We start from the raw sequence: 21,147 nt of genomic DNA, 5'->3' as shown, positions 1-21,147 counted from the left end.
CCCGCTGGTGCTCGATCAGATCGCCAACAACTCGCTTGCAGTGCCACCGTGCGCGGAAAACGCGTTCGCCCCGATCCCGCTCAATGCGGAAGAAAACACGGTCATGCGTGCGATTCTGCGCAGTGGCGATCCCCGCGCAGGTGAGGTCGCCGCGTTGATGCAGCGCGAGCTGGACGCGGCGTCAGGCCCTGCCGATGACGATGCGCGCGCGCAGATCGCGGAGTTCTACAGAACGCTGCTTGCGCAACGCTCGGCCGATCCGGCGGCGTTGACGGCGTTCCTCTCCAGCGCCGCCAGCAGGGTGCTCAACCGCTTGCAGCTGATGTTGGTGACTACGGCGATGCCCAGCGTGGCGCCGCTGGCGACGGTGGGGCAGATGGTCCACTCGCTCTACCAGCGCAACTGGACCAGCGTGGCGGCGGCACTGCCGTCGCTGGCGGCGTTGCTGCCCTCGCTGCGGCACTGGGATGAGGTTGAGCAGCTGATCCAATCACTGCCGGCCGACATTCGTAGCGGCCTCGAGGCGCTGCACGGCTGGATCGAGTCCACCGACGAGGCGCTGCTGCCGCAGCTGGATATCCGCCAGGCCGGGCCCGCACTCGCGGTCGCCGTGCTGCTCTGGCAGATGCAGAAGGCACTGCCGCCGCCGTCGCAGGCGCTGCAGGGCGTGGGCCGGTTCGTTGCGGGCCTGCCTGGGTACTGGCAGACGCTGGTGGGGATGAACAGCCTGGGCGGTTCGCTGCTGGCACACGTGGTGAAGCCGGACGGACCCGATCTGTCGGCGGACAAGGTGCGGCCCACGCCGGAGCAGAAGAAGGCGTTGGTCGAGCACCAGAAGGCGGTCGACCGCCGCGACGCCATCGTGCCGGCGTGGCAGGACACGGACGTTGAACCCGCCGACTGGACGGTGCCCGGGCAACCGCAACGCGGTGGCGCGATTGCCGCCCCGCCCGCAGCGGGCGAGACGCAGCAACACCACGATGCGGCGACGTCGCCGGCGTCGCGCGCGGGGTTTGCCGCTTCGCTCATTGCCTGGGTGCCGTTGCTGAACCGAGCCGCGAACTTTGTGCAGGTACCGCAGGCGCCGCCATCGGTGGAGATGCGGCTCATGGGTGAGTCGGCGCTTCGTGAAGTGCTGCCCACCGACCCGCTGATCAAGCCGCCGCCGATGCTTGCCACCGCAGCTGGCGCGGGGGCCACCCGCGGCTTCGCCAGCCGTTATCCGCGAACGGTGACGGCTGCCATCGCTACCAGCGTTGCCGCCGCCGCAGGTGGCGTAGCCGCGCTTGCGTGGTACCTGTGGGGCAGAAACACCGATGCGCCCACCCTGGAAGCGCTGGTGGACCTGGCCGCGATGCGCATCGAAAAAGCACCGGACGGCGCATGGCGCTCCGAGCTGGATCGCCTGGAGCAGACGCTGGACGCGGACTCGGCGGAGGAGTCGGCGCTGGACGATGGTCTCCACGCTGGCCGTGTGCGCCGCGATGCATCGCAGTCGACCAGCACCGCCGCCCCGCCAGTCGCGCTGGCCCTGCACGAGCAGATCCACGTCATGCGGCTGTGGTCGCTGGCCGTGGCGCAGGACATTGCCCAACAGCCCGGTTGGGAATGGGTCGCCCAGGCGCCCGCGTCGGAGCAGGAACTGCTGGTCACCCATTGGCACGCGCTGCGCCGGGAGCAGGCCAAACTGGTGGCACTGGAGAGCGTACCGGGAACACTGCTGGCCACCGGCTTGGCGGCGCATGGCTGGGCGCGCGACTGGCAGGACATCGAGGTGCGCCTGCCGTCCACGCAGCGTGCCGGGGTCAATGTCGATGACCGCCTGCCGCTGCAGGAGTACTGCATGGCCCGCAGCGACTACGACGGTCCGGCGCCCACCTTCCTGCGCAACGGCCTGCCGGTAAGCGCGGCGGAGATGACGCAGCTGCGCCGTTTCGTGGCCAGCCGCGAGTGCCGCGACCTGCGCGCGCGGGTCAACGCCGAGGTGGAGACCCTGCGACCCGCACTCGAAGCAGCGGTGAAGGCCAAACTGGTGATCCACGCGCTGCGCGCCAAGGCGCACGGCAACCTCGGCAGCGGCGCCGCGCAGCCGTTGCGCGGGGCCGACATCGTGCTGGGGTTCCTGCAGGGCGCGCAGGACGTGGAATCCTCGCCACTCACCTATGTTGATCGATTGGCCGACGGCACCGACGTCTCCATCCCCGTATCCAACTACCTGATACTGCGAAGCGTCAGCACCGACCATGCACTCGAGGGCCAGGTGGTGCTGTACCGCTCGGACCTGTCCACGTTCCAGGCGTTCCGCGACGAATCCCGGTTCCGCCAGTTCCTGGACGAGAACCGGGCCAGGGCCGGACTGTTCGTCGACAACCACAGCGCCGACCAGACCCTGGCCGACGACATCGTGCGTGCCGCGCCGCCGGCCCGGCAGGCGGCCGTACGCGACCGGGTGCAGGCCTGGGAATCGCGCCTGGCAGTGTTCCAGACGCGGCCATCGTCGCCGGATGCCTGGAACCCGCAGAAGAGCTTCGTGCTGCGCTTTGCAGCCTCGCCGACCGCGCTGCAGGACTGGGCCTCGCGACTGGTGCACTACCAGCAGGCCCTGGAGCAGCAGCGCCTGGACCAGGGCGTGCTGCGCTGGTCCGCGCTGGGCATCGCCAACGTCGCCGCCGAAGCGGAATTCCAGCGGCGACTCAACAACGACCTGCAGTCGCTCAACACCCACGCCGCGCCTGCCGTGGCCGAGGCCATCCGCGGCGCCCTGCGCATGGCTGGGCTCCGCGGCTCACTGGAGGGCGTGGACCCCGACCGGATCCTGCTCGGCCACGAAGGCCAGCAGATGTCACTGACCGCCTGGGCCAGCAACGGCTGGCAGCGCGGCGGAACGCACCGCCCAACGCTGGTGGCCGACCCCGATACCGCCGCGCGCATGCCCAACGTCCGCGTGGCTTCCGAACCGTGGCCCAGCGCCGAGGTGCTGGCGGCGATGACCTTCACGGTCACGCCGTCGCCCGAGGATGGCGCGGCCCGCTCCGCTGCAACGCTGACCGACCTGCTGCAGGACGAGGACCTGCGACGCGCGATCTGTGGCGTGCTGGAAGACTTCGCCGACAGCAACCGCCTGGCCGACGCCTACAGCGATCACCTGCAGGCGCTGCTCGGCAGCAGCCGCCGCGATGACAGCGCGGCCGGCGCGCGCGTGGTCACGGCGATGGGCGACCAGATCCGCGTCCGCACCGCGTGGATGATCGAGAAGGCACACCTGGACGGCACGCTCAACGCCGCCCAGCATGCGGCACTGCGCCGTGCGCACACGCAGATCGAGGCCGGTGCCGGCGCGCGCGCGTCCTCGCTGATGGGGGTCACCCTGGCGGGCAAGCCGATTACCGGCCTGTGGGCGATGCAGGCCGGCAACGCAACCTGGGTGTTCCTGTCTGACACGCCGCGGGGCGACCTGCTGCTGGACGCGGGCGCGTTCAAGTCCTGGGTCGAACAGGGCGACGATGCGGAACGCTACATCCGCATGCGCACGCTCTACCGGCACCACCCGGCGCTGGCGCTGGCCTTCAGCAAGAAGGAGGCCGGCACGGGCATCGGCGTGGGCTTCAGCACCACACGCGGGCCGGAAGACGCGGCGCGGCGGCTGATCGAAGGCCGCATCTCCGATGTCGACGAGTTGACGGTCACCCAGTTGGAGCGCTTTGGCGAGACCCTGAAACTCATCGGCGCCGGCGCCGTGGCCGCCCTCTGTTCCGTGGCCACCGCCGGTACCTCCTTGGCCCTGTGCGTGGCGGGCACGTTGGCACTGGTGGCCGAGGGCATCTTCGAGGGCGCTGACCTGCTTGATAGGGGCGATGTCGATGGCGCCATCCAATCGATTGGCGGCAGTGTGCTCGACGGCGTAGATGTCCTTCAGATCAGCACTATTCCCGCACTGTTGTTCCAGTTGGGCCGGCGCACGCTGCACAACATGGAGGATGCGGTGGGTGCGCTCGCGCAGTGGCGGGCGCAAGGGCGTGCATTCGCTCCCAACGGCGTGGTCAATCACGGTTTCGCGCTGTCCCGCGAAGGACTCTCCGACCTGCCGATGCTGACCCGGCCGCTGTCAGGCGGCGGCACGCTGCACGAACAGGGGGGTAGGCACTTCCTCATGCAGGAGGGTGCCATGGTGGAGGTCTACACAGACAGCGAAGGCATCCGACGTCTGCGTGATCCGAACGCACCGGGCACCGTCGGCGCGCCGGTGGAATTCCGCGATGGCCAATGGCGGCAGAGGAAGGAGCGCTCCGCCGGGCGCGGCGCCACCACCCCGCACAACCGTCCGCCGTCGCCCGACTGGGCGGTCAATGACCTGAAGAAAGCAGAAGGCCTGCCACCCGAACGCCATGACGAACTGGAGGCGATGTTCGGCAGGCTTACGCTGGAAACCTCGGTCACGGCAGACGTGCGTGCGGTGGTGGACAGCGACCTGATGCGGTTGCGCATCCAGCAGATTCTCGCCGACCCCGGCGCGTTGGGCATGGCGGGCGATGAAGCCATGATGCTGCGTGCCTGGGCAGACAGCGCGGTGCTGGGCAATGGCAGGAGCGTGGAAACGTACACCGTTGAGGTGGGTGACTGGACCCGGGTCGCACGCTTCGGCCTTGGCCCGATCGGTCTGCACGTACAGGTGAAGGACGCCCGTTCATTGCCCACACTGGACGATCTGGTGGCAGCCGCCGATGTGGACGCGCTGCTGCTGCGGCTGGGTCTGTCGGCGAATACGGACGACGCGACGCTGCTCCAGGCAGTGCGCGCCGAACTGGTGGAAACCATCAAGCTCCGCCCGGATCAGAGTCTGCTCACCTGGCAGCGCTGGATCGCCACGCAGCATCGCCTGCCCACCGCGGCGGACAACCTGCTCAAGCACTTCCCCGCACTGACCAAGGCCGAAGCGGAGGAACTCGTCGGGCGCGCGGGCGTGCAGCTGAGGCAGGAGCTGGAATCGTGGGTGTTCCCGAGGGAGATCCAGGCGGCGGTGGCCGATGTGCTGGCCAGCCGTACGCAGCGCCAGCAGCGCGAGGCCGTGCTGCGCGGAAGCGTGCACACGATCGCGGAGGTGAACGAGCTGGGTATCCACCTGCAGCAGGTGTTGCCGAGCCGCAGGATCTCGGTGCAGGACGCTGGCAACGGCGGAGTCGCGCTGGTGCTCGGCGCATTGTCGCCGACGCAGGGCGAGACGCGGCTGGTGTTCGCCAACGGAGAGGGGAGTTGGCAGCAGCGCGTTTTCTATTACCTCACCGATTCGGAGAAGGCATCGCTGCGGGTACCCGGCGGTTCGCCCGCGGAACCTGCCGACCTGCGCAGGGCGGTCGTCGAGCGGATGAAGCACGCGCCGATTGCCACGACCTGCAGGTTGCCACGCCCCGTAGGAGGAAAGGCCAAACGTGCCGATGACTGTGCGCCACCCCCGGGCATTTCGCTGTCGCCCGACGAGATCGCCGCACGCGACGCCGTCAGTGCCAGCCTCGACCTCAGCCACCAGAAGGCGGAGCAGGCCTACCGGCGCATCCACGCGCTGCTGCTGGAGTCCGAGGCGCTGAAACTGCGCAAGCGTGAGCTGGCCGGGCAGGGGCTTACCCTCTCGCCGGCGGAGAGCGCCCGCCTGGCCGAGCTGGCCGGCATGGATCTCATGCACGAAAAGAACTTCCGTATGAAGAACTTCGTCGCCTACCGCATGGACGAGATCGTGCTCGACGGCACGCCGCTGGACCTGGGCCCGATGCTTCCTTCGCAAGGTGCCGCCTACAGCGGCCCACCGCTGAGCTGGTTCGGCAAGGGGGATTACATTGGCGACGTACCGATCCGCCGCGTCTTCATCTCCGACGAGCAGGTCGAGAAAAGCTACAAGGGCAAGGGCAAGCAGCGCACGGAAACGCCGATCGCACCCAACGACCGGTTCCGGACGGACTATGACATGGGTGCCGACCTGCTGATCACCAGCAGCGCCCGCGCCCGCACATCGGGCGCCGTCGCACTGGCCGACGAAGATCTGAAGGTGAAGGTGCCCGCTGCGGGCGAAGGGGCTGACCACTGGGTGCCGCTCAGCAGCCTTGACGACGCCGCGTTCGAGGCGCTGGACGCCGACCATCTCAGCGCAACGTTGAAGAGCCTGCTGGGTGATGCCAAGCTGCTTCCGTCCAATGCACGCGCGCTGACGCCGGGCACGTACCGGGTGTTCGAGATCCGTTCCTGCAGCGAAGGCAAGGTGCTCGATACCTGGTTCGATGCGATGGTGGGCGCCAACCCGGGCCTGGCCGGTGCGTTGCGCGCACCGGCAAACACACCGGTGCCGGGCCTGACCGGCGGGATCACGCTGGTCTCGGACATGCATCCCTGTGCCACCAGTTGCGACCGTCGTCTGACGGCGCTGATGAAGGTGCTGCCGAACGTGAACATCCGCGTGTACTACCACTTCCTTGACAACGCCGAACGCACCGACTGGCGCGTGGCGCTGATGGTGAAGCGCGAAATGGAGCGTACGCACGCGCAGTGGGACGCTGCGGGGCGCAGTGCCGACGAGGTCAGGGACGCCATCCGTGCAACGCTGCTGGACAAAACCAACCCCGCCAAACGCGAGGCAGCCGAGGAGCAGCTGCGCCGCCATCCCCCGCGCGCCGACGACCTGCCCGCCGCCAAGCTCTGGCAGCCGGAGCTGGACGACGAGCCGGGTTTGTAGGAGGCCTTCACGGAAACCTTCGCCTCCAACCACGACAATGCTGGGGCAAGCAGCTGCGCTTCAAGGACGTGGGATACAAACATGCACATCATGCCGGGCGTCGCCCCCGTCCCTGTCAGCCTGCACAACGCCGCAGCCCCGGTTCGCCCGGCTGCGGCAGACCCGGCAAGGCGGGAACTGCCGGGCGAGCAGGAGGCCGCGCTGAGCCAGCTTCGCGATGGGGACCTGAGCTTCGATGCCTCGCAGCGTGCCGGCTTTCTCGCTGACCTGACCGGCCCCCTGGGCTACCTGACCCATGGCTGGTTGCCTTCGGACAGTTTCCAGGGCGGTCCGGTGGTGATGTTGCGCGAGCAGGCCTGTTCGCGCGATGGCGTGGTGTTCGGCGAAGACAACCTTGGCCTGGAAGCGGGCGCACTGGTGCTGGGCATGCGCGATACCCAGGGCGGCGCGGACAGCTACTTTCTGTGCCAATGGCCCGAGGGAGCACCGTTCGAGGCGGCCCGCATCTTCACCGTGTGCATCGAATCGGGCCGCAGCACGGGCCGGTACGAAATCCATGTATCCGAACCCCTGGGATGGGAGGCTTTCCTCGACCGGTTGAGCTGAGCACGCGCGTGCTACACCTGCCTGAACGCCATCGTCCTACGCGGACCAAGGCACTCCTGCGGTTTCGCCGCCCTGACGTATCCCGCTATCCTGTGCCCATGCTGCCCAAGAAATACGCCCTGCCGCTGATGTTCCTCGCCCTTGTCGCCGCCTCGGCGGCGCATGCGCGCGGGACCATCGAAAAAGTAGACATCAACGGCCTGGACCGGGACGACGATGCCGAGATGATCGAGAACATCGAGGTCTCGCTGTCGCTGTACGACACCATCGGCAAGCCGCAGGGCGAGTCGCGCCTGGAATACCTGCTGTCCCAGGCCGAGCGCCAGACCCGTCAGGCCCTGGAGCCGTTCGGGTATTACAACCCCGTCATCACCGTGGAGAGTCCGCGCGACGGCGAGAACGTGCACGTGGTCATCCATGTCGACCGCGGTCCGCCGACCCTGGTGCGGCGGGAGAACATCGACATCACCGGCCCTGCGGAGCTGGACCAGTACCTGCAGCAGGACCTGGAGAATTTCAGGCCGCGCAAGGGCCAGCGCTTCGAGCACACCGTGTACGACGCCAGCCGGATCACCATCACCCGGCGCCTGGCCGAGCGTGGCTACTTCGATGCGGACTTCACCCAGCGCAGGGTGGAGATCACCCGCGCCGACAACGCCGCCGACATCAACCTCAGCTGGGACAGTGGCCGCCGCTACAACATGGGCGACATCCGCTTCCACGAAGACTACTTCGATCCCAAGCTGTTCGACCCGCTGGTGTACTGGGAAACCGGCAGCTACTTCCACGAAGGCAAGCTGGACCGCCTGCGTGAATCGCTGACCAAGCTCGATTACTTCAGCGTCATCGACATCCAGCCGCAGCCGGACCAGGCCGACGAGAACGGCAACGTGCCCGTGGACGTCACCCTGACCCGCGCCAAGCGCACCATCTACACCGCCGGTGTGAGCTACGGCAGCGAGAGTGGCGCCGGTGTGCGCGGCGGCCTGGAGCGGCGCTTCGTCAACAGCCGCGGCCACAAGATGAACACCCAGCTGGACTACGCGCAGAACCGCAAGAGCCTGGTCACCAGCTACCGCGTGCCCGCGTTCAAGTGGCTCGACGGCTGGTACGCGCTGACCGCCAGCGCCTATGACGAGCAGACCGACTACATCGACCTGCGCAACTTCAAGCTGATCGGCAGCCGCAGCGGCGAGATCAACGAAAACTGGACCGCCATCGCCTCGATCAACGCCCTGCGCGAGCGCTGGCGCTATGCGTCGGGCACCGAGTACACCAACGCGATCTACAACACCTCCACGCTGGTGTACCCGCAGCTGACGGCCGATTACGTCAATGTCGACGACCGGCTGGCCCCGCGCAGCGGCATCAGCGGCAGTGCCACCGTGCGCGGCGGCATCGAAGGCGCCGGCTCCGACACCAGCTTCGTACAGGCCAACGTGATGCTGCGCTGGTTCATTCCGGTCGGTGAGGCCGACCGCCTGATCCTGCGCGGCGAAGGCGGCACCACCTGGACCAGCGACCTGGTGGCGATGCCGCCCAGCCTGCGCTTCTTCGCCGGTGGTGACCGCAGCATCCGCGGCTACGCGTTCCGTGAAGTCGGCCCGCGCACGCCGGAGCCGGACAAGTTCGCGCTGGGTGCGAAGAATGTGGTGACTGCCTCGGCCGAGTACGAGCACTACTTCAAGGGTGGCCCGTGGGGCGGGGCGGTGTTTGTCGACACCGGCAGCGCCTTCGACAACACCATCGACCTGCACACTGGCGTGGGCTTCGGCGTGCGCTGGAAATCGCCGGTGGGCCCGGTGCGCGTGGATATCGCGCACGGCCTGAACAACCCCGACTCCAAGTTCCAGCTGTACCTGAGCATCGGAGCGGACCTGTGAGCACGCCCAGCCCGACCCCGACCCCCGCACCGCCGCCGCGCGTGCGCTTCTACCGCAAGCGCCGCTTCTGGGCGTGGTCGGGCTTCACCGTGCTTGGGCTGGTGCTGCTCGCGCTGCTGCTGGTGTACTGGCTGCTGCAGACCGTGGCCGGGCGCGATGTGCTGCTGGCCCAGGTGGTGGCACGCCTGCCTGCCGGCGCCACGCTGACCTGGAGCAAGGTGGATGGCCCGGTGGCCGGGCCGCTGGTGCTGCACGACCTGGACTTCCGCTTCAACGATATCCACTTCACCGCCGAGCGCGCCTACCTCGACCCCGACATCCGCCCGCTGCTCGGGCGCAAGCTGCAGCTCGATGCGCTGCAGATCAAGAACGCCACGCTGAACCTCGCCAAGAGCGACGAACCGTTCGAAATGCCGTCGTGGCCCGGTTCGCTGCCGCAGATCGAAATGCCGCTGGCGATCCAGGCCGACACCATCATCATCGACGGGTTCCGCATCACCCAGGCGCAGGAACCGGTGATCGACATCGCCAAGCTGCGCGGCGGGCTGGAGATCGCCAACGGCGAATTCCGCGCGCAGCAGCTCAAGATCGACAGCGACCGCGGCGACTTCCGCGTGGACGGCCGCTACGTACCGCGCAGCAACTACTCCACCGACCTCACCATCGGCGCCGTACTGCCGGCCCCGCGCGGGCGTACCCCGGCGCGGCTGGGCCTGGTGGCGCGTGGTGACCTGGACCGCATGGAAATTGCGCTGGCCGGGCATGCACCCGCGCCGCTGCAGGCCAGCCTGGTCTTTGAAGGCCGCGACGCGCCGGTGTGGAAGGCCAGTGCACGCAGCAAGGAACTGGACCTGGCGCTGCTGGTGCCGGGCATGGACGCCGGCACACCGCTGTCGCTGGACTTCACCGCCGATGGCAAGGGCGGGCAGGCCAACCTGCAGGGCCGCATCCAGCAGGGTGATCTGGCCGTGGAGCTGGCGCCGTCGCGGGTGGGCCTGGCCGACCAGGTACTCACCGTCTCGCCGTTGGTGGTGAAGGGCTTCGGGGGCCAGGCGCGCCTGCAGGGCACGGCCGACTTCCGTGACCGTGAAAACGCGAGCCTGCGCTTCGCGATCGTCGCCAACGACCTGACCTTCGTTCCCGAAGCCGACCCGACCACGACCAGCACGGCCAAGCCGGTACCGGTAACGCTCAAAGAAGCACGCCTGGGCCTGGCCGGTACGCTCAAGACCTGGGCCGCCGTGGGCACCGCAGCCGTCGAGCGCGAGCAGCAGACGGCCGACCTGCAGTTCGACATCCGCGGCAGCGACACCGCCGCGCAGATCAAGCAGCTGCAGGCAAAAACGCCGGGTGGCGCGCTGGATATGACCGGCCAGGTGGCCTGGGCACCGCAGCTGGACTGGGACGTGGCCGCCAAGTTGGCCGCGTTCGACCCGGGTTACTTCGTGCCCGGTTGGGACGGCCGCCTGTCCGGGTCGCTGGCGTCCAAGGGCCGGCAGCTGCCGCCGCCCGCGGGCAGCCCGGCCGGCACCGCCGGCTCTTACGAGGCCACGGTGGACGTGCCCGGCATCAACGGCACGCTGCGCAACCGCCGCGTGGACGCGCAGGGCCGCTTCGCGCTGCGCGGGCAACAGGGCGAGGGCAACGTGCGCCTGGCCGTGGGCAACAGCCGCCTGACCGCACGCGGCAGCGTGGGCGACCGGCTCGACGTACAGGCGCAGCTCGATCCGGTGCAGCTGGATGATCTGATGCCCGGCAGCACCGGCACCCTGCGTGGCCAGGTGCAGGTGCGTGGACCGCGCACCGCGCCGGACATCACCGCCGACCTGGTGGGCAGTGGCCTGCGCTACGCGGACTACAGCGCCGAAACGCTGAGCATTCGCGGCAACCTGCCGTGGCAGGGCACCAACGGCACGCTGGCACTGCAGGGCAGCAAGGTGCAGGTCGGCATGCTGCTGGACACGCTCACCGCCGACGCGCGCGGCAGTCTTTCCAACCTGCGGCTGGACGCACAGGCCAAGAACGAACTGGGCGCCGTGGCCCTGCAGGGCGGCGTACGCCAGCAGGGCAACGCCTGGCGCGGTGACCTTGCCGCGCTGCGCATCGCGCCGGTCAAGGGCGACGCGTGGGCGCTGCGCGCGCCATCCACCTTCGGCATTCAGGGCAGCAACTTCACCCTCAGCGATACCTGCCTGGGCGCGGCCACCGGCGGCGCGCTGTGCGCCAGCGCCAACTGGCCGCGCGATGGGCTGAAGATCCGTGGCGATGCGCTGCCGCTGGCACTGGTGCAGCCGTGGCTGCCGCCGCAGTCCGGGCGCCGCCTGCACCTGCGTGGCGAGATCACCCTGGACGGGCACATCCGCCCGCGCGGCAATGCGTGGGAAGGCAGCGCCAAGATCGCCTCGCTGGAAGGCGGCATCCGCCTCGGCGACAACGCGCGTGGCGAGCTGGTGCGCTATGACCAGTTCTCGGCCACGCTGGAAATGACCCCGGCGCAGATCAACGCCAAGCTGGGTGTCGGCTTCCAGGGCAACGGCTTCGTCGATGCCAAGGTGCAGACCGGCTGGGACGCCAGCGCGCCGCTCAACGGCGAGCTGTACCTCAACATGTCGCGGCTGTACTGGCTGGAGCTGTTCTCGCCGGACATCGTGCGCCCCACCGGCCTGATCGAAGGCCACGTGAGCCTGCGTGGCACCCGTGGCACGCCGTCGCTGGGTGGCGAGGCCAAGCTGAGCAACTTCAAGGGTGAGTTCCCCGCACTGGGCCTCACCTTCGACCAGGGCAGCGGCAGCTTCATCGCGCAGCCGGACGGTTCGGCAAAGATCACTGCGCAGGCCAACTCGGGCAAGGGCACCTTGTTTGTGGACGGTGGGCTTTCGTGGTTTGGCGATGCCCAGCCGCTGCAGCTGCATATCCACGGCGAGAACGTGCTGCTGTCCAATACACCGGAACTGCGCATCGTCGCCAACCCCAACCTCGACTTCACCCTGGCCAAGGCGGCCATGGAGCTGCGCGGTACCGTGCATGTGCCCGAGGCCGACCTGGACCTGGAGCGACTGGACCGTGGCACCTCGGTGTCTGAGGACGTGGTGGTGCTGGACCCGGCCGACCCGGAAGAAACGCCGAGCTCGCCGCTGGACATGGACCTGACCGTGAGCCTGGGCAACAACGTGCGCATGGCCGGCTTCGGCCTGAAGGGTGGGCTGAGCGGCAAGATGCAGGTGTGGTCGCGGCCGGGCCGCGAGATGACCGCCAACGGCGCGCTGGAAGTGAGCGGTCGCTACAAGGCGTATGGCCAGGACCTGACCATCACCCGCGGCAACCTCAATTGGAACTTCAACGCCGTTTCCGACCCGCGCATCAACATCCGCGCCGAACGCCGCGTGGGGGATGTCACCGCCGGTATCGACGTGACCGGGCGTGCGCAGTCGCCGCGCGTGGACGTCTGGTCGGACCCGACGATGTCGCAGTCCGAAGCGCTGGCGTTCCTGGTACTGGGCCGCAGCCTGACCGGTGCCAGCAGCGACCAGACCCAGCAGGTCAACGCGGCCTCGGCGGCGCTGTCGGCCGGCAGCGGCCTGCTCGCCTCGCAGCTGGGCGCCAAGCTCGGCCTGGACGACGCCGGCGTGAGCCAGTCGCGCGCGCTGGGCGGTTCGGTGATCGGCGTGGGCAAGTTCATCTCGCCCAAGCTGTACGTCGGCTACGGCGTCTCGCTGGTCGGCAGCGGTTCGGTGCTGACCCTGAAGTACCTGCTGCGCCGCGGCTTCGATATCGAAGTGGAATCGAGCACCGTGGAAAACCGCGGCTCGCTCAACTGGCGAAAGGAAAAATAACGCCGCGCCCTTCCCGGGCGCGCGGTCGCGCGCCGCATCGGTAGGGTCGCATCCCAATCGACTGCCGACCGTGCATCCGCATCCGGTGGTGGCATTGCAATGATCGGCATCGCGGCTCCACCGGTCGTGCGATTGCACGCCGCATTGGTAGGGTCGCATCCCAATCGACTGCCGACCATGCACCCGCATCCGGTGATGGCATTGCAATGATCGGCATCGCGGCTCCACCGGTCGTGCGATTGCAGATGTCCATGCGTCAAAGGGATCGCACACACGGTCGGCAGTTGTTTGGGAACCAACCCTACCGGAACGTGCACCCGCACCGGCGCGGTGCATGCCAAAAACGGCATTGAAAAATGGTGCATCAGAGCGTCTGCCAGCACCATTATTGCCCGGCCTGCGCGGCGCATCACATTCCGCGATCTGCTTGGTGCGCAATGACTTGCAGGCGCATGCAGCTCATTACCGACAGGTTGTTAGGCGCTGCCAGCCAAGCAGCGCACCTCAACAGATACAACCGATTTCCGCTATGGTTTCCGCGTGCGCATGGTAGGTCCTGAGTCTAATAGCTCAGCAATACAGCAGGCTTGATGTAATGCGTCGGGAGGGTGGCGAAATACAACACCCTCGTGGAAATACGTCGCACCGTTTCTTGCTAACGGCTATTAGCCTCCCGACTCCCTCGCCATTCCGGCGAGGGAGACATCCAGGAGAGGCCTACCATGCACGACCATGAAAGCGATCCATCCGCTGACACCCAGCCGCGTGTCATCTACCACTGGCGCACGCCACGCACCGTGTTGACCGGTGCATTGCGCGAACACGACCGTGCGCCACCACCCGACGAATTGTTGATACCGTCGCTGCACCTGCGCGGCATGTGGATGACCACGGCGGGCATCGAAGCAGGTACACGCCTGAGCGTGCAGATCGCCCCCGGCTGCCTGCTGCTGCGCACGCTCACCCCGGTGGTGCGTGTGGCATGTCGGCCGGGGTGGTACCAGGCCAGGCAGCGCACCGACCGCGTCCGCTGGTAGGGTCGCATCCCAATCGACTGCCGACGGTGTGCCCGCATCCGGTGATGGCATTGCAATCATCGGCATCGCGGTTCCACCGATCGTGCGATTGCAGGGGTCCCTGCGTTAAAGAGATCGCATTGATGGTCGGCAGTTGTTTGGGAACCAACCCTACCGGTACGTGCACAGGCACCAATGCGGTACACGCCCGGCCGGCGTTACCGCTGTTTGCGCGCGTGAGCCAGCGGCACCTGACCCGCTGCATCCACCACCCACAGCAGCAGCGCGGTGCCCACTGCGATTTCGCCTACCGCCATCACGTCAATGATGTATCTGAACATCGGCGCGGCGAAGAAGAACAGCCCGAACATCCACGGGCGGAATGCACTCTGGAACTTCCCGCGTGCCAACAAGCGCACGAATGCCAGCGCCGCAAGCAACCACGCGAGCACCACGCCGACCGGCCGCGCTTCCGCCGTCTGCAGCACCCACCACGCGACCAGTGCCAGCAGGGGAATGGCAAACAGCCGAACGATCCAGGCGCGCCTGCGCGGATGCTCGCTGCCCACTTGCCACAGCACGAACCCCCACAGGGGCATCAGCACGGTCCCGCACAGCAACAGGGTGATACCACCCGCCAACGCGGGTTCGTTGTAGCTCCAGTAGCCACGATTGCCGCCGGCCGCACCATCGGCCAGCCCCAGCATCAGCATGAATCCGGAAAATCCAACGGCCAGCACGACGCTCCGGAACAGCGCCAGCTGCATCTTCGGCCCGTTCACTTCGTTGCTGCGGCACAGCGCCTGCCAGAAGGCTATCTGGCGCGGCTGCAACGGGGGATTGCGCTCCTTCACGCGCAGCCGGGCGATGAACTCGCCCATGTCGTGCGCGCGGCCAGGAAGCGACGCCGACAACAGCGCACGCAGCCGATTCCACGGCCGGCGCAGCCTTTCCAGGTTTGGATCGTCCTCGGTCGGTTCACTGTATTGCCGGACGGGCTCGCGGAAAACGGTTGGATCGGCGGCGTCCTCGTGGTGGTACCTCCACAGCCCGTGCAGTCGTGACCGACATTCGTCCAATTCGAGCGGGTCAACGCCGCTGCCCAGCTCGTTCCAGCCGAAGCAGGCACTGAGCGCATCGAAGCTGTCTTCATGGATCGGCAGTTTGGTCCAGGCCAGGCACTCCAGTACGGCTTCACCGATGCGGGGCTTCTCGCTCAGCGACCACAACGCCGGGTGATCCAGAAGCCAGTGCGCCAGGACGTCGGGTGACGCTTCGGCCGCCGCGTCGACCATGTCGTGTGCGATCTGTTCGACATCCAGCGCAGGGTCAGGCAACGGGGCACGATCCGCGGGAGGCGTGTCCATCGCCGTTCGCTCATGCGGCATGCGCAGGGAAGCGGTGGCGTCGTGCAGTGGCGCCAGCGGTTCCTGACGTATCGGCGGGGCGTCGGTATTCGCAAGCGCATGCGGCTTGTCGCCGTCGCCAGCGCTTTCCTCAACGTCCCACTGCACGCGGTACTGCGCCCAATCAAGCGCGGCCTGATATGCCTCGTGCAACTGCTGGAAGCCCGCCGGATCCTCGTCCGGGCGGGTGCTGCGCAGGCGCTTGGCATATGCGCGCTTGATCGCGCGTTCGTCCGCATCCGGCTCCAGTTCCAGCCATTCCAGTCCCCAGCTCATGCGCCTCTCCGCCCTGCCTGCTTCACTGCATCAATGGCCCACAGCACCAGTGCGATGGCCAGCGAGATCTCCCCGATCATGATGGCCAGGCCACCCAGCTTCAGGACCGGCCACATGGCCAGCAGCAGCCAGCCGTTGAACCGCAGCTCGTAATTCCCGCGCCGCCACCAGCGCACCACTGCAATCAGCAGGGTGGGTACCGCCAGCAGGGTACCGGCCACGCGCTGATCGAAGCCGTGGATGATCACCAGTGAGACGATCACCAGCGCGGGAATGAGCAGCAGGCGTAGGTACTTCGCGCGCTGCTGCGGCGTTTCGGGGGCAGACTGCCAGTCCATCAGCCGCCGCAGCGGCAGGACCAACATGCCACCCACCAGGATCGTCAACGCGCCACCGAAAGCGATGTTGAGCATGTGGTGCGGACCCGTCGCTGGCCGCGGGGACGGGACGAACACGTCCAACCCGAATATAAGCATCCACCAGGCCAGCGCGCACACCAGGCTGCGCAGCGCAGCCACCTGCACCTTGGTCGTGTTGATCTGATCGCGTTGGGCGAGATCCAGCCAGAACCCTACCTGGGCGGGCTGCAGCGGCGGCGGGGCCTGACCCGCCTCTGTGATGCCCAGCTGGGCCAGCATGCGGCGCATGACAGGCACGCGCCCCGGTACGGATGCCGTCAACAGGCTGCGGAATCGATGCCACGGCCGGGTCAGCCATGCCAGTCGGACCTGTGCCTGCGCTTCACTGACGGCGGCGCCCGGACGATGCAGGAAGTACGCCAGCCAGGCCGTGTTGGCCGGCTGCACGACCCAGTACCGATGCAGCCGCTGGCGGCATTCATTGGCGAGATGCGGGTCCAGGCCGCTACCGATCTCATCCCAACTGAAGCACCGGCTCAACGCATCGAAGTTCTCCATGCGTATCGGCGCGTCGAGATTCAGGAGCAGCTCCAGAACGGTGTCGCCCACCCGCGGCTTGTCACGCAGTGACCAGAGCTCCGGGCGCAGGTGCAGCCAACGCTCGAACTCCAGCGGCGGCCCTTCCGCCGCGGCGGCGACCACCCGTTGCGCGAATGTGGCCACGTCCAGCGGCGGCTCGACCGTTTCGGTGAGCGGCGTCGCCGGCCGTTGCGGAGGCAGGCTCGGCGATGCCACGCCGCTGTCCACCTCCCGCACGGGGTCATGCTGTGTTTCTACCTGCGCGGGTGCGATATGGATGGCATCCTCGGCGCGGTCTTCGCCGCCGGGATGCCCTTCGTCCTCATCGCCCTCGTCGTCCCACTGCGCACGGTACTGCGCCCACGCCAGTGCTGCCTGGTAGGCCTCGTGGAGCTGCTGGAACGCGGCAGGATCTTCATCCGGGCGGGTGCTGCGCAGGCGCCTGGCGTACGCGCGCTTGATCGCGCGTTCGTCAGCATCCGGCTCCAGTTCCAGCGCGGCATGGCCCCAGCTCACGCGTCCTGTTCCAGCGCGTCCATCGCCGCCGAGAGCTCACTGCGGTGCTTTTCGATGCGGTCCAGGTCCTGGCTTTCCAGCACATGGCGGAACTGCTGCAGCCAGTGCTGCACCAGCTCACGCTGGTCGATGAATTCTTCGTACAGGCGCTCGGCGCGGGCCAGCATGGCCACATTCTGTTGCACATCACGCGGGTGGATCTTCAGCCCCTGCAGCGCCTGCAGGCGCGACTGGATCTCCTGCGGCGACAACAGGCCCGGGTTCTGCTCCAGCACCAGTTCATGGCGGGCGCCGGTGGCGTCCTGGATGACCTCCACCTGCAGCAGCCCGTTAACGTCGTAGGTGAAGCGGGTGGTCAAGCCTTTGTCGGCGGCCTTGCCGGGACCGAGCGGAACGCGCAGCTCGCCCAGTTTGATGTTCTTGTCCACGGTGGGGCTTTCGCCCTGGTAGACATCGATGATCACCTCGCGCTGGTCGTCGCGCACCGGGAAGAACCGATCCTCGCGGCTGACCGGCACCACGCTGTTGCGCTGGATGATGGGGTGGAAGTAACCCGCACGCTCGCTGCCATCGGGTCCACGGCGGGACACCTGGGTGCCCAGCGTGTAGGGGCACACGTCGGTGAGCACGATCTCTTCCAGCGTCTGGTCGCGGCTCTTCAAGCCGGCGGCCACCGTGGCACCCAGCGCGATGGCCTGGTCGGGGTGGATGTGGCGCAGCGGCAACCGCCCGAACATGCGCGTGACCAGCCGGCTGATCATCGGCATGCGCACGGCACCGCCGACCAGCACGATGTCATCCAGCGCCTCCGGCTTCAGCCGGGCATCACGGATGGCGCGTTCGATCGGCGCGCGCATGCGCTGCAGCAGCGGCTCGCACAGCTGCGCGTAGCGCGTTTCATCCAGCTGCCAGGTGAACTCCCGCCCGGCAAGCGCGATCTGCAGTTCGCAGGTGCCCTGCTGGCTCAGCTCCCGTTTGAACTGCTCCAGCCGGCGCTGCAGCTGGGCCTGCTCGACCGCTGCCAACGCATTGCGCTCCAACCCTTGGTCGGCGTGGAACGCATCCACCAGCACCTGCAGGAAGTCCTCGCCGCCCAGGAAATTGTCGCCGGCGCTGGCGTGTACTTCGATCACGCCTTCGAACAGCTCCAGGATCGACACGTCGAAGGTGCCGCCGCCCAGGTCCAGTACCAGCACCCGGCCTTCCTGGTCACGCTGCTGCAGGCCATAGGCCAGTGCGGCGGCGGTGGGTTCGTTGATCAGCCGCTCCACGCGGATGCCCGCAAGTTCACCGGCGGCGCGGGTGGCCTTGCGCTGTGCGTCGGAGAAGTAGGCCGGCACGCTGATCACGGCTTCCTCGATCTTCTGGCCGAGCGCGGCTTCGGCGTCGGCCACCAGCGAGCGCAGCACCAGCGCGGAAAGCTCTTCGGCGCGGAACGCGCGGCCGCCCAGGCGCACCTCACGGTCGCTGCCCATCCAGCGCTTGAAGTGCGCGACGGCCTGCTGCGGGTGACTGACCAGCCGCTCCTGCGCCGCCTTGCCGACCAGCACCGTATCGCCGTCCAGGCTGATCACCGACGGGGTCAACAGGTCGCCATGCGCGTTCGGGAACAGCTCCCCGCCCTGGCCTCGGTGCACGCCAATCAATGAATGCGTGGTACCAAGATCAATCCCTACGATCATCTGCACTCTCCTTTGCGAGGCCGCAATTCTAGCCAGCGCTGGCCACCCCTGACCATCGGGCGTTGCCCCACGCGCCCCCAGTGGCTAAGGTGCCCGCTCGTTCCGCCGTACTGGATGCACCCATGCCCGCACGCACCCCCCTCGTCGCCGCCCTGGCGCTCGGTCTCACCCTCGCCGCCGGCGCCCATGCCGACGAAGGCATGTGGATGCCGACCCAGCTGCCGGACCTGGCCAAGCCGCTCAAGGCCGCCGGCTTCAAGGGCAACCCGGCCGATCTGGCCAACGTGACGGCGCCGCCGCTGAGCGCGGTGGTGCGGGCCGGCGGCGGTACCGGTTCGTTCGTGTCCGACGATGGCCTGCTGCTGACCAACCACCATGTCGCAATGGGCGTGATCCAGTACAACAGCACCGCCGAGCACAATCTGATCGACGGCGGCTTCATCGCCCAGGGCCGGGCCGACGAGCGCCCGTCCAACCCGGACTTCCGGGTGCTGGTCACCACCGGCTTCGACAAGGTCACCGATGAAGTGCTGCGCGATGCGCGCGGCAAGACCGGCCGCGCCTACTTCGATGCGGTCGACCGCGCCAGCAAGCGCCTGGTGGCCGAATGCGAGCAGGAAGGCAACGTGCGCTGCAGCGTGGCCGACATGTACTACGGCACCGACTTCTACCGCATCCGCCAGCTGGAACTGAGCGATGTGCGCCTGGTGTACGCGCCGCCGCGTGCGATCGGCAACTACGGCGACGAGATCGACAACTTCATGTGGCCGCGCCACACCGGCGACTTCACCCTGCTGCGTGCCTACGTGGGCAAGGACGGCAAGCCGGCCGCGTACAGCCCGGACAACGTGCCCTACCACCCGCCGGCACACCTGAAGATGGCCATCGACGGCCCCAAGACCGGCGACTACGCGATGCTGGCCGGCTACCCCGGCATCACCTACCGCCACCGCACTGCGGCCGAGTTCGCCGGCCAGATCGATGCGGTGCTGCCGCGCCGGGTGGCGGTGTTCCAGCAGATGATCGACACCATCGAGGCGGCCACCGCCAAGGACGCGCAGGCGCGCACCCGCTACGCCGCGCAGCTGCAGTCGCTGAAGAACAACCGCAAGCGTGCTGCCGGTGAGCTCGAAGGCCTGCTGCGCAGCGATGCCAAGACCCAGCGCGCCGCCGACGAAGCGGCCATGCTGAAGGCCACCGATGCGGCCTGGCAGCCGGACATCCAGGCGCTGTTCGGCTCGCTGTCGCAGGGCGCTTCGATGGGCGAGCGCGATTTCGTGCTGGAGCAGGCCGCCACCCAGAGCCAGCTGCTGCGCTCGGCGTTGATGCTGGAGCGCCTGCGCATCGAGTCGGCCAAACCCGACGCCGAACGCGAAAGCGGCTACCAGCAGCGCGACCAGGCACTCATCGAAGGCACCCTCAAGCAGGTGCAGCGCCGCTATGCGCCGGAGGTGGAGAAGGCACTGCTGACCGACCTGTTCACCCGCTACCAGCAGCTGCCCGACGCGCAGCGCCTGCCCGAATTCGATGCCGCGTTCGGCCGCACCCCGGCCGCGCTGGCCAAGGCGCTGGACACGCTGTACGCCGGCACCCGGTTGGGCGAGGAAGCCGAGCGCCTGACCCGCTTCGCCGCGGCGAAGGACGGCAAGGCCTTGGCGCACGATCCGCTGATCGACCTGGCCGGCCCGCTGGTGGCCGCGCAGCTGCGCCTGGAAGACCAGCGCAAGGACCGCGAGGGCGAGCAGCTGCGCCTGCGCCCGGCCTACATGCAGGCGTTGTTCGCCTGGCGCGCCAAGCAGGGGCGGGCGGTATACCCCGATGCCAACCGCACGCTGCGCATCAGCTACGGCAAGGTCGAGGCGCTGTCGCCGCGCGATGCGGTGCATTTCGACCCGGTGACCACCGTGGCCGGCATCGTCGAGAAGAACACCAATGCCTTCCCGTTCGACGCGCCCAAGCCGCTGCTGGCGGCGATCGCCAAGGGCGATTTCGGCAGCACCGCCGACCCCGTGCTGAAGACCCAGACGGTCAATTTCCTGACCAATCTGGACACCACCGGCGGCAACTCCGGCTCGCCGGTGTTGAACGCGCGCGGTGAGCTGATCGGGCTCAACTTCGACAGCAACTGGGAATCGGTCAGCGCCAGCTGGTGGTTCGACCCGCGCTTCAAGCGCGCCGTGCACGTGGACATGCGCTACCTGCGCTGGCTGCTGGCCAAGGTCTACCCGGCGCCGGAACTGCTCAAGGAAATGGGCGTTCCGGCCAACTGACCC

At 67.9% G+C, this 21,147-nt stretch carries 9 protein-coding genes; 6 read left to right on the top strand and 3 right to left on the bottom strand.

Annotated elements, in window-relative coordinates:
• Nucleotides 1-103 precede the first annotated feature (103 nt).
• The 5 genes from ACREPD_RS01030 to ACREPD_RS01010 all read left to right on the top strand — a co-directional run bounded on the left by ACREPD_RS01030 (nt 104) and on the right by ACREPD_RS01010 (nt 14,077).
• Nucleotides 104-6,718, top strand: a complete 6,615-nt coding sequence (locus tag ACREPD_RS01030) for a hypothetical protein (RefSeq protein ID WP_431597549.1) — start codon at nt 104-106, stop codon at nt 6,716-6,718.
• Nucleotides 6,719-6,799: 81 nt separating this feature from the next.
• Complete coding sequence (locus ACREPD_RS01025) at nt 6,800-7,324, top strand: hypothetical protein (protein WP_431597548.1); 525 nt, start codon at nt 6,800-6,802, stop codon at nt 7,322-7,324.
• A gap of 98 nt (nt 7,325-7,422) precedes the next feature.
• On the top strand, nt 7,423-9,207 hold the full coding sequence (locus ACREPD_RS01020; RefSeq protein WP_431597547.1) for an autotransporter assembly complex protein TamA: 1,785 nt from the start codon (nt 7,423-7,425) through the stop codon (nt 9,205-9,207).
• A complete protein-coding gene (locus tag ACREPD_RS01015; protein WP_431597546.1) occupies nt 9,204-13,040 on the top strand; it encodes a translocation/assembly module TamB domain-containing protein in 3,837 nt (1,278 codons plus the stop codon). Before ACREPD_RS01020 ends, ACREPD_RS01015 begins: the two co-directional genes overlap by 4 nt.
• A gap of 722 nt (nt 13,041-13,762) precedes the next feature.
• Nucleotides 13,763-14,077, top strand: a complete 315-nt coding sequence (locus ACREPD_RS01010) for a SymE family type I addiction module toxin (protein WP_431597545.1) — start codon at nt 13,763-13,765, stop codon at nt 14,075-14,077.
• Between the two features lie 197 nt (nt 14,078-14,274).
• Here ACREPD_RS01010 and ACREPD_RS01005 read toward each other — a convergent pair whose 3' ends face one another.
• Genes ACREPD_RS01005 through ACREPD_RS00995 form a run of 3 tightly spaced genes read right to left on the bottom strand, consistent with a single transcriptional unit; the run spans nt 14,275 to nt 18,874 of the window.
• A complete protein-coding gene (locus ACREPD_RS01005; protein WP_431597544.1) occupies nt 14,275-15,738 on the bottom strand; it encodes a J domain-containing protein in 1,464 nt (487 codons plus the stop codon).
• On the bottom strand, nt 15,735-17,192 hold the full coding sequence (locus tag ACREPD_RS01000) for a heat-shock protein (protein ID WP_431597543.1): 1,458 nt from the start codon (nt 17,190-17,192) through the stop codon (nt 15,735-15,737). The genes ACREPD_RS01005 and ACREPD_RS01000 overlap by 4 nt, the downstream gene beginning before the upstream one ends.
• Nucleotides 17,189-18,874 carry an Hsp70 family protein gene (locus tag ACREPD_RS00995; protein WP_431597542.1) on the bottom strand — a complete coding sequence of 562 codons (1,686 nt, stop codon included), beginning with the start codon at nt 18,872-18,874 and terminating at the stop codon, nt 17,189-17,191. Before ACREPD_RS00995 ends, ACREPD_RS01000 begins: the two co-directional genes overlap by 4 nt.
• Nucleotides 18,875-18,996: 122 nt before the next feature.
• On the opposite strand from ACREPD_RS00995, the gene ACREPD_RS00990 reads away from it, so the two are divergent.
• Nucleotides 18,997-21,144, top strand: coding sequence for a S46 family peptidase (locus ACREPD_RS00990; protein WP_431597541.1), 2,148 nt, complete (start codon nt 18,997-18,999; stop codon nt 21,142-21,144).
• The last annotated feature ends 3 nt before the right edge of the window (nt 21,145-21,147 follow it).

Origin of the sequence: Stenotrophomonas sp. (genome assembly GCF_050737075.1) — a bacterium.
Lineage (GTDB): Bacteria > Pseudomonadota > Gammaproteobacteria > Xanthomonadales > Xanthomonadaceae > Stenotrophomonas.
The sequence above is the reverse complement of the archived record's forward strand: the minus strand, read 5'-3'. Positions and strand labels throughout refer to the sequence as shown.